Source organism: Martelella sp., from assembly GCF_984369615.1.
In genome coordinates this window covers 1-8,717 of sequence record NZ_CFHTCS010000182.1, presented here as the reverse complement: position 1 = coordinate 8,717, position 8,717 = coordinate 1, and the positions used below count along the sequence as shown (strand labels likewise).

At 62.4% G+C, this 8,717-nt stretch carries 11 protein-coding genes; 9 read left to right on the top strand and 2 right to left on the bottom strand.

The annotated features are described in order from the left end of the window. Positions 1–46: 46 nt before the first annotated feature. The 9 genes from AC5DC2_RS14490 (at position 47) to AC5DC2_RS14450 (ending at position 7,822) form a co-directional block, all read left to right on the top strand. Positions 47–1,435, top strand: coding sequence for a pyruvate dehydrogenase complex E1 component subunit beta (locus AC5DC2_RS14490; RefSeq protein WP_491698979.1), 1,389 nt, complete (start codon positions 47–49; stop codon positions 1,433–1,435). A gap of 12 nt (positions 1,436–1,447) precedes the next feature. Next, a complete protein-coding gene (locus AC5DC2_RS14485) occupies positions 1,448–2,830 on the top strand; it encodes a pyruvate dehydrogenase complex dihydrolipoamide acetyltransferase (RefSeq protein WP_491698978.1) in 1,383 nt (460 codons plus the stop codon). Between the two features lie 26 nt (positions 2,831–2,856). Beyond that, complete coding sequence (locus AC5DC2_RS14480) at positions 2,857–3,495, top strand: SGNH/GDSL hydrolase family protein (protein ID WP_024710182.1); 639 nt, start codon at positions 2,857–2,859, stop codon at positions 3,493–3,495. Between the two features lie 88 nt (positions 3,496–3,583). Beyond that, positions 3,584–3,820: an HP1242/YdcH family protein gene (locus AC5DC2_RS14475; RefSeq protein ID WP_491698977.1), complete on the top strand. Its 237-nt coding sequence runs from the start codon at positions 3,584–3,586 to the stop codon at positions 3,818–3,820. A 66-nt stretch (positions 3,821–3,886) separates the two neighbouring features. Then, the gene (gene lpdA, locus AC5DC2_RS14470) at positions 3,887–5,332 is read left to right on the top strand and encodes a dihydrolipoyl dehydrogenase (protein WP_491698976.1); all 1,446 of its coding nucleotides are present in this window, start codon (positions 3,887–3,889) and stop codon (positions 5,330–5,332) included. A 71-nt stretch (positions 5,333–5,403) separates the two neighbouring features. Continuing rightward, positions 5,404–5,655 carry a GlsB/YeaQ/YmgE family stress response membrane protein gene (locus AC5DC2_RS14465; RefSeq protein ID WP_024710185.1) on the top strand — a complete coding sequence of 84 codons (252 nt, stop codon included), beginning with the start codon at positions 5,404–5,406 and terminating at the stop codon, positions 5,653–5,655. A gap of 60 nt (positions 5,656–5,715) precedes the next feature. After that, positions 5,716–6,690 carry a lipoyl synthase gene (gene lipA / locus AC5DC2_RS14460; RefSeq protein ID WP_024710186.1) on the top strand — a complete coding sequence of 325 codons (975 nt, stop codon included), beginning with the start codon at positions 5,716–5,718 and terminating at the stop codon, positions 6,688–6,690. A 112-nt stretch (positions 6,691–6,802) separates the two neighbouring features. Further along, the gene (locus tag AC5DC2_RS14455; protein ID WP_024710187.1) at positions 6,803–7,366 is read left to right on the top strand and encodes a P-loop NTPase family protein; all 564 of its coding nucleotides are present in this window, start codon (positions 6,803–6,805) and stop codon (positions 7,364–7,366) included. 9 nt (positions 7,367–7,375) lie between these two features. After that, on the top strand, positions 7,376–7,822 hold the full coding sequence (locus AC5DC2_RS14450; RefSeq protein WP_024710188.1) for a type II toxin-antitoxin system RatA family toxin: 447 nt from the start codon (positions 7,376–7,378) through the stop codon (positions 7,820–7,822). Here the strand turns inward: AC5DC2_RS14450 and AC5DC2_RS14445 are convergent. Further along, positions 7,813–8,307: a CinA family protein gene (locus tag AC5DC2_RS14445; protein WP_491698975.1), complete on the bottom strand. Its 495-nt coding sequence runs from the start codon at positions 8,305–8,307 to the stop codon at positions 7,813–7,815. The two genes, AC5DC2_RS14450 and AC5DC2_RS14445, sit on opposite strands and share 10 nt — an antisense overlap. Continuing rightward, the coding region (gene ispF, locus AC5DC2_RS14440; RefSeq protein WP_491698974.1) for a 2-C-methyl-D-erythritol 2,4-cyclodiphosphate synthase at positions 8,304–8,717 on the bottom strand (414 nt) is incomplete at its 5' end. The genes AC5DC2_RS14445 and ispF, both read right to left, overlap by 4 nt.

The window sequence follows — 8,717 nt, the reverse complement described above, 5'->3', positions numbered from 1 at the left end:
CCGAGATCTACACCGACATCCTGCGCTAAGACGGGGAGGGATATAAATGCCTACCAATATTCTCATGCCGGCGCTCTCCCCGACGATGGAAGAGGGCAACCTCACCAAATGGCTCAAGAAGGAAGGTGACAGCGTCGCCGCCGGTGACATCCTGGCTGAAATCGAGACCGACAAGGCGACGATGGAAGTCGAGGCCGTCGACGAGGGCACCATCGGCAAGATCCTGATTGCCGAAGGCACCGAGGGCGTCAAGGTCAACACGCCGATCGCCGTTCTTCTCGAGGAAGACGAAAGCGCCGACGATATCGACGAGGCCGCGACCAAGGCTCCTGAAGAAACGAAGGCTCCTGAAGTCGCCCAGGAAGAAAAGCCGCAGGCCTCTCCCGAAGCCGTTCCCGCCGAGCCGAAGGCCGCCGAGGCCGCTTCCGATCCGGATATTCCGGAAGGCACGGAAATGGTGATGACCACGGTGCGCGAAGCGCTGCGTGACGCCATGGCGGAAGAAATGCGCGCCGACGGCGATGTCTTCGTCATGGGCGAGGAAGTCGCCGAATATCAGGGCGCCTACAAGATCACGCAGGGCCTGCTGCAGGAATTCGGCGCCAAGCGCGTCGTCGACACGCCGATCACCGAGCACGGCTTTGCCGGCGTCGGCATCGGCGCTGCTCTTGCCGGGCTGAAGCCGATCGTCGAGTTCATGACCTTCAACTTCGCCATGCAGGCGATGGACCAGATCATCAACTCCGCCGCCAAGACGCACTACATGTCCGGCGGACAGATGGAGAGTTCGATCGTGTTCCGCGGTCCGAACGGGGCAGCGGCGCGTGTTGCGGCGCAGCATTCGCAGTGCTACGCGGCATGGTACAGCCATATTCCGGGCCTCAAGGTGGTGATGCCCTATACGGCTGCCGACGCGAAGGGCCTGCTGAAAGCGGCGATCCGCGACCCCAATCCGGTCATCTTCCTCGAAAACGAAATCCTCTACGGCCACAAGTTCGAAGTGCCGAAACTGGATGATTTCGTCCTGCCGATCGGCAAGGCCCGCATCCATCGCAAGGGCAAGGACGCGACCCTCGTCTCCTTCGGCATCGGCATGACCTATGCGGTCGAAGCGGCTGAAAAGCTTGCGGAAGACGGTATCGACGTCGAGGTGATCGATCTCAGGACCATCCGTCCGATGGACCTTCCGACGGTTGTCGAATCGGTGAAGAAAACCGGTCGTCTTGTGACCGTCGAGGAAGGCTTCCCGCAGTCCTCCGTCGGAACCGAGATCGCGACCCGCGTCATGCAGCAGGCCTTCGACTATCTCGATGCGCCGATCATGACGATCGCGGGCAAGGACGTTCCCATGCCCTACGCCGCGAACCTCGAAAAGCTCGCCCTGCCGAACGTCGGTGAAGTCATCGATGCGGTCAAGGCCGTCTGCTACAAGTAAGGGAGACGTTCGATGCCGATCAAGATTACGATGCCGGCGCTTTCCCCGACCATGGAGGAGGGCAACCTCTCCAAATGGCTGGTGAAGGAAGGCGACAGCGTTTCGGCCGGTGATGTGATCGCCGAGATCGAAACCGACAAGGCGACGATGGAAGTCGAAGCCGTCGATGAGGGCACGGTCGCCAAGATCGTGGTGCCTGAGGGTACCCAGGGCGTTCAGGTCAATGCGCTGATCGCGATCCTTGCCGAAGAAGGCGAAGACGCGGCCGAAGCCGCCAAGGCGACGGGCGGCGGCGATGCCGCGCCGGCCGCCAAGGAAGAGCCCAAGCAGGAAGCCAAGGCCGAGGCGCCGAAGGAAGAGAAGACCGGGGACGCTGTCGCCAAGGGCGGCATCCCGTCTTCCGACACCCCGGTTCCCGAACCCGAGGCCCCGGCGGCGCCGAAGGCCGACGGCGAGCGCATCTTCGCCTCGCCGCTCGCCCGTCGTCTGGCCAAGGAAGAGGGGCTCGACCTTGCAGCCCTTTCCGGCTCCGGCCCGCACGGCCGCATCGTCAAGCGCGACATCGAAAAGGCCGTCAGCGAGGGTGTCGGCAAGGCCGCGCCGAAGGCGGAAGCGCCCGCTGGCGAGAAGGCCGCCGCCGCACCGATCCCGCAGGCCCAGTCGGAAGACGCCATCCTAAAACTGTTCGAGGAAGGCTCCTACGAACTCGTGCCGCATGACGGCATGCGCAAGACGATCGCCAAGCGCCTGCAGGAAAGCAAGCAACACATCCCGCATTTCTATGTGACGGTGGATTGCGAACTGGACGCGCTGCTGGCGCTCCGCAGCCAGCTCAACAAGGCAGCACCCGTCAAGGACGACAAGCCGGTCTACAAGCTCTCGGTCAACGACATGGTGATCAAGGCCATGGCTTTGGCGCTGCGCGATGTTCCGGAAGCCAATGTCTCCTGGACGGAGAGCAACATGGTCGTGCACAAGCATGTGGACGTCGGCGTTGCCGTTTCCATTCCGGGCGGACTGATCACGCCGATCATCCGCAAGGCCGAGGAAAAGCCGCTGTCCGTCATCTCCAACGAGATGAAGGACATGGGCAAGCGCGCCAGGGAGAAGAAGCTGAAGCCGGCCGAATATCAGGGCGGCACCACGGCGGTCTCCAACATGGGCATGATGGGCGTCAAGGACTTCGCGGCCGTCGTCAACCCGCCGCATGCCTCGATCCTCGCGGTCGGCGCGGGCGAAAAGCGGGCCGTGGTCAAGAACGACGAGATCACCATCGCGACGATGATGTCTGTGACCCTTTCGACCGACCATCGCTGCGTTGACGGCGCTCTGGCGGCCCGGGTCCTGGCCTCGTTCAAGGGCTATATCGAAAACCCGATGTCGATGCTGGTCTGACAGGTCTTGTACAGGGATGATGCGCCATGAAAACAGTCCTGTGCTACGGTGATTCCCTGACCTTCGGGCATGATCCGGCCGGAAACGGCCGGCATGCCCATGAGGACCGGTGGCCGATGGTGCTGCAGAAGGCTCTGGGCGAGGGCGTTCACGTCCTCTGCGAAGCGCTCGGCGGCCGCACCACGGCCTATGACGATCACGGTGCGGCGGCCGACCGCAACGGCGTGCGTGTTCTGCCGACGCTTCTCGCCAGCCATACGCCGCTTGATCTCGTCATCATCATGCTTGGCACCAATGACCTGAAGCCCTGGACGGGCGGCGGCGCGTTCGGCGCGCGCAGCGGCCTCAAGCGGCTGATCGAGATCGTCCGTTCGCATCCCTATTCCTTCGGAGATGATGCCCCGGACATTCTCGTGGTCTCGCCGCCGCATGCGGTGCCCACGGCGAACGATACCGGCATGGGGTTTCTGCAGGGTGTTGTCGAGCAATCGCAGATGCTCTCGACCTATTACAGCGAAATCGCCGATGACCTGGGCTGCGGCTTTTACGATGCGGCCTCGGTCGCCAGGGCAAGCCCGATCGACGGCGTTCATCTGGATGCGGAAAACACGAGGGCGATCGGCCGGGGTCTGGAGCCGATGGTGCGCATGATGCTCGGTCTGTGATCGACATCGGATTTGACAGGAATCAAGGAGCAAGACCCGGCAAAGCTTAGCGTTGGATATCGTCTTCAATCACAGGAGGAACTGTCCAATGTCGAATACCCCGCACGAACTGGCCGATGAATTCCCTGATCTGGTCGACAGGATGCACGCTTTGAAAGTCGAGGATCCGCGCTTTGCCAGGCTGCTTGACGAATATCACGAGATAAACCGCGCGGTTCATCGCGCGGAAACGAAGATCGAACCGACCGACGACACGCATATGGAAGTGATGCGCAAGCGCCGAATGGTTCTGAAAGATGAAATATACGGGATGCTGAGCGCGTAAGAGACGCGGCATCCCCCTCAATCGGGCCGGGCAGCCGCCCGGCTCCTCGCAAAGGAGATGAGCCCCGTGTCCCAGAACTATGATGTCATTGTCATCGGCGCCGGCCCTGGCGGCTATATCGCAGCAATCCGCGCGGCACAGCTTGGTCTCAAGACGGCCGTGGTCGAGCGCGAGCACATGGCCGGCATCTGCTCCAACTGGGGCTGCATTCCCACCAAGGCGCTGCTGCGCTCCGCCGAGATTCTCGACTTCACCGCCCATGCGAAGGAATACGGTCTCACCGTCGACGGTTCGGTCAAGGCTGATCTTGAAGCCATCGTCAAGCGCTCGCGCGGCATCGCCGAGCGGATGAATGCCGGCGTCGGCTTCCTGATGAAGAAGAACAAGGTCGACATCATCTGGGGTGAGGCAACGCTGTCGAAGCCCGGCGAAGTCACCGTTTCCGAGGTCAAGAAGAAGATCGTCGAGCCGCAGGCGCCGAAGCCGAAGAATGCGCTCGGCGCCGGCGCGTATTCGGCCAAGCATATCATCGTCGCCACCGGCGCTCGTCCGCGCGCGCTGCCGGGCATCGAGCCCGACGGCAAGCTGATCTGGACCTATTTCGACGCGCTGAAGCCTGCGAAGCTGCCGAAGTCGCTGCTGGTCATGGGGTCCGGCGCGATCGGCATCGAATTCGCCTCCTTCTACCGCTCGCTTGGCGTCGAGGTGACGGTGGTCGAAGTGATGAAGCAGGTCATGCCGGTCGAGGATGCCGAGATCGCCAAATTCGCCCAGAAGCGGCTCGAAAAGCGCGGCATCAAGATCATGCTGGAAGCCAAGGTTTCCAAGGTCGAGAAGGGCAACGACGACATTACAGCCCATGTCGAGACCAGGGACGGCGAGGTGGAGAAGATTACCGCCGACCGCATGATCTCGGCCGTCGGCGTCCAGGGCAATATCGAGAATATCGGGCTGGAAAAGCTCGGCATCAAGACCGATCGCGGCTGCATCGTGATCGACGATTACTGCAAGACCAATGTTGACGGCATCTATGCCATCGGCGACGTCGCCGGCCCGCCGATGCTGGCCCACAAGGCCGAGCATGAAGCGGTGATCTGCGTCGAAAAGCTGGCGGGCGAAAAGAACGTCCATCCGCTCGACAAGCTGAAGGTTCCCGGCTGCACCTATTGTAACCCGCAGGTTGCCTCTGTGGGCCTGACCGAGGCGAAGGCCAAGGAAGCCGGTTACGACGTCCGCGTCGGCCGCTACAGCTTCGTCGCCAATGGCAAGGCGGTTGCGCTCGGCGAGGACCAGGGCATGGTCAAGACGGTGTTCGACAAGAAGACCGGCGAACTTCTGGGCGCCCATATGGTCGGCGCTGAAGTGACCGAGCTGATCGAAGGCTTTGTCGTCGCCATGAATCTCGAGACCACCGAGGAAGAGCTGATGCACACCATCTTCCCGCACCCGACGCTGTCTGAAATGATGAAGGAAAGCGTGCTGGACGCTTATGGGCGTGCACTGAACGCTTGATTCCTTTATGGTGGCCGGGCAGGCCCGAAGGAGGCCTGCCTCAACACTGAAGAGAGAAGGGAGCGCATTTCATGGAAGAACAGGGTGTAGGCTGGATCGCCGCCATCGTCATCGGCGGCATCGCTGGCTGGCTTGCCGAGAAATTCATGAAGTCCGAGATGGGCGTCGTCATGAACATCATTCTCGGCATCGTCGGGGCCATTGTCGCGAACGCCATTCTTGGCCTGTTCGGCATTGCCCTCGGCGGCTGGCTCGGCTACCTCATCGCCGGCTTCATCGGCGCGGTGATCCTGATCTGGGTCGGGCGCCTGATAAAGCGCTGACAAGAGTTTGCATGAGAAGCCGTCCGGGCCTCCGGGCTCGGCGGCACGCAAGGATAGGCAATGGTTACGCTTCTCGATACGACAGGCAATGCCCCCAAAAGGGTCCGTCATCCGGAAAAGGCGCACAGGCCGGATACGGAAGTGATGCGCAAGCCGGACTGGATCCGGGTGAAGGCGCCGACCTCGAAGGGCTATCAGGAAACCCGCGGCATCGTGAAGGAGAACAAGCTCGTCACGGTCTGCGAGGAAGCCGGCTGTCCCAATGTCGGGGAGTGCTGGGACAAGAAGCACGCCTCCTTCATGATCATGGGCGAGATCTGCACGCGCGCCTGCGCGTTCTGCAACGTCTCCACGGGCCGTCCCGGCGCGCTCGATCCGGATGAGCCGGAGAACATCGGCAAGGCCGTCAGCCAGATGGGCCTGAGCCATGTCGTCATCACCTCCGTCGACCGCGATGATCTCGCCGACGGCGGTGCGGAGCATTTCGAAAAGGTGATCCTGGCCATCCGCGCGGCATCGCCCTCGACCACGATCGAGGTGCTGACGCCGGACTTTCTGCGCAAGCCCGGCGCGCTGGAGCGCGTTGTCGCCGCCCGTCCGGACGTCTTCAACCACAATCTGGAAACCGTGCCGTCGAACTACCTCACGGTTCGCCCCGGCGCGCGTTATTTCCATTCCATCCGCCTTCTTCAGCGGGTGAAAGAGCTTGACCCGAACATGTTCACCAAATCCGGCATCATGGTCGGGCTCGGCGAGGAGCGGAACGAGATACTGCAGCTGATGGACGATCTGAGGACGGCGGATGTCGATTTCCTCACCATCGGGCAATACCTCCAGCCGACCCGCAAGCACCATCGCGTGGTCAGTTTCGTGACGCCGGAAGAGTTCAAGTCCTACGAGACGGTCGCCTATACAAAGGGCTTCCTGATGGTCTCTTCCAGCCCGCTGACGCGCTCCTCCCACCACGCCGGCGAAGACTTCGCGCGGTTGCGGGAAAACCGGGCGAAGAAGCTGGCGCAGCTGGCCGCGGAATAGAGCAGGGGCCCGGCCCCTCTGCCGGCGGCGTCCGCCTTAACCCTAACATGATCAAGGGCTTGCCTGAGTTGCAGGCGGGTTGTATACCCCTTTTCCTTTGTTGGGGGAGTTCATGAGACAGATCGCCGTCAGGGAAGCCGCCGTGCTTTTGCACACGGCGCGGCGCATCATGGTGATCGGCTGTTCGGGAAGCGGCAAGTCGACGCTTTCGCGCCGGGTCTGCGCCCGGTTCGATCTGCCCTACGTCTCCATGGATCGCGATGTCTTCTGGCTGCCCGGCTGGGTGATGCGGGAGCGGTCCGATATCGTCGCCAGGGTCGCGGCGTACGCCGATGGCGACGATTGGGTGTTTGACGGCAACAATACCGAGACGATGCCGCTGCGCCTCAGGCGTGCCGACCTTGTGCTCTGGCTTGCGCCGCCGCGGCTGGTCAGTCTTTTCGGGGCGATGAAGCGCATAGCCGGTTCCTATGGCGAGGTCAGGGTCGATATGGCTCCGGGGTGCCCCGAGCGGATTGACTTCGCCTTTCTGCGCTATATCTGGAATTTCAACAGGCTGACCGCACCGAAAATGGAGCGCGTGATCGACTTGAACGGAGCGGGCGTGCCGGTCTGCGTGTTGAAATCCCACCGCGCGGTGAACGAATTGCTTGCGCTTTCGGGCGCGGGCCATTAGCTGAAAACCATGCCCGAATTCAAGACTACACGACATGTCCACCATTCCGCAGACCGGATGTTCGCTCTCGTTGCCGATGTCGAGCGCTATCCTGAATTCCTGCCGCTGTGCGAGGCGCTGTCGGTGCGCTCGTCGCGGGAAAAGGACGGCAAGACGCTGCTGATCGCCGACATGACGGTGGGCTACAAGGGGATCCGCGAGAGCTTCACCACCCAGGTGCTGCTGAACAACGACGAACGCCGGATCGACGTCAGCTATGTGGACGGACCATTCCGCTTTCTCGACAATTGCTGGCATTTCCAGCCCGAGGGCGAGGATGCCTGCGCGGTCCAGTTCTACATCAATTACGAGTTCAAGAACCGCATCCTCGGCGCGATGATGGGCTCGATGTTCGACCGGGCCTTCCGCAAGTTCTCCGAGGCTTTCGAGGCCCGGGCCGACAAGATCTACGACTGAATAAGCCCCTCCAGCATGCCGAGCGCGGTCTGCACCGTGGCGATCCTTATGCCGTCGCGGCCGATGTCGCCATAGCGGCTTTCGATGTGATGCAGGTGGCCGCGACGATCGCGAGCGGCGAGATGGACGAGACCGACCGGCTTTTCGGCCGAACCGCCGCTCGGCCCGGCAATCCCGGTCACGGCAACGGCGAGATCGGCGCCGGAGCGCCAGAGCGCGCCGGCCGACATCTGCAGGGCGGTTTCGCGCGAGACCGCACCGGCCGTCGCCAGCGTGGTCGGACTGACGCCGAGCATGTCGATCTTCGCCTGGTTCGAATAGGTGACATAACCGCGATCAACCACGGCTGACGAGCCGGCAATATCGGTCAGCGCGCCGATGATCAGGCCGCCCGTGCAGCTTTCCGCCGTGGCAATCGTCTTGCCGGCCCTGGTGCAGCGCTCGATCAGGAGCCTGGCCCGTTCCTCGATATCCGCGTTGATCATCGCATGTTTCCGTAACTGACGCTTGCCGTCGCAATCGCGGCAATGCCTTCCTTGCGGCCGACAAAGCCAATGGTTTCATTGGTGGTGGCCTTGACCGAGCAGCGGCTTATGTCGATGCCCAGGCATTCGGCAATCGCGCGGCGCATGTCCAGGCGATGCGGACCGATCTTGGGCGCCTCGGCAATCAGGCTGACATCGGCATTGAGGATGACGCCGCCGTGGCCGCGGACGATCTTCGCCGCGTGCGCCAGAAAGATGTTCGAGGCCGCGCCCTTCCATTGCGGATCGGAGGGGGGGAAATGGTCACCGATATCGCCTTCGCCGCAGGTGGCAAGCAGCGCGTCCGTCAGCGCGTGGAAGGCGACGTCAGCGTCCGAATGGCCCGAAAGCGTCATGTCATGGGGGATGCG

Bases quoted from the DNA above. Each gene is read 5' to 3' on its own strand.
- AC5DC2_RS14465 (WP_024710185.1), top strand. From the start codon at position 5,404: ATGGAAGAACAGGGTGTAGGCTGGATCGCCGCCATCGTCATCGGCGGC.
- AC5DC2_RS14480 (WP_024710182.1), top strand. From the start codon at position 2,857: ATGAAAACAGTCCTGTGCTACGGTGATTCCCTGACCTTCGGGCATGAT.
- AC5DC2_RS14445 (WP_491698975.1), bottom strand. From the start codon at position 8,307: ATGATCAACGCGGATATCGAGGAACGGGCCAGGCTCCTGATCGAGCGC.
- AC5DC2_RS14485 (WP_491698978.1), top strand. From the start codon at position 1,448: ATGCCGATCAAGATTACGATGCCGGCGCTTTCCCCGACCATGGAGGAG.
- AC5DC2_RS14475 (WP_491698977.1), top strand. From the start codon at position 3,584: ATGTCGAATACCCCGCACGAACTGGCCGATGAATTCCCTGATCTGGTC.
- lipA (WP_024710186.1), top strand. From the start codon at position 5,716: ATGGTTACGCTTCTCGATACGACAGGCAATGCCCCCAAAAGGGTCCGT.
- AC5DC2_RS14490 (WP_491698979.1), top strand. From the start codon at position 47: ATGCCTACCAATATTCTCATGCCGGCGCTCTCCCCGACGATGGAAGAG.
- AC5DC2_RS14450 (WP_024710188.1), top strand. From the start codon at position 7,376: ATGCCCGAATTCAAGACTACACGACATGTCCACCATTCCGCAGACCGG.
- AC5DC2_RS14455 (WP_024710187.1), top strand. From the start codon at position 6,803: ATGAGACAGATCGCCGTCAGGGAAGCCGCCGTGCTTTTGCACACGGCG.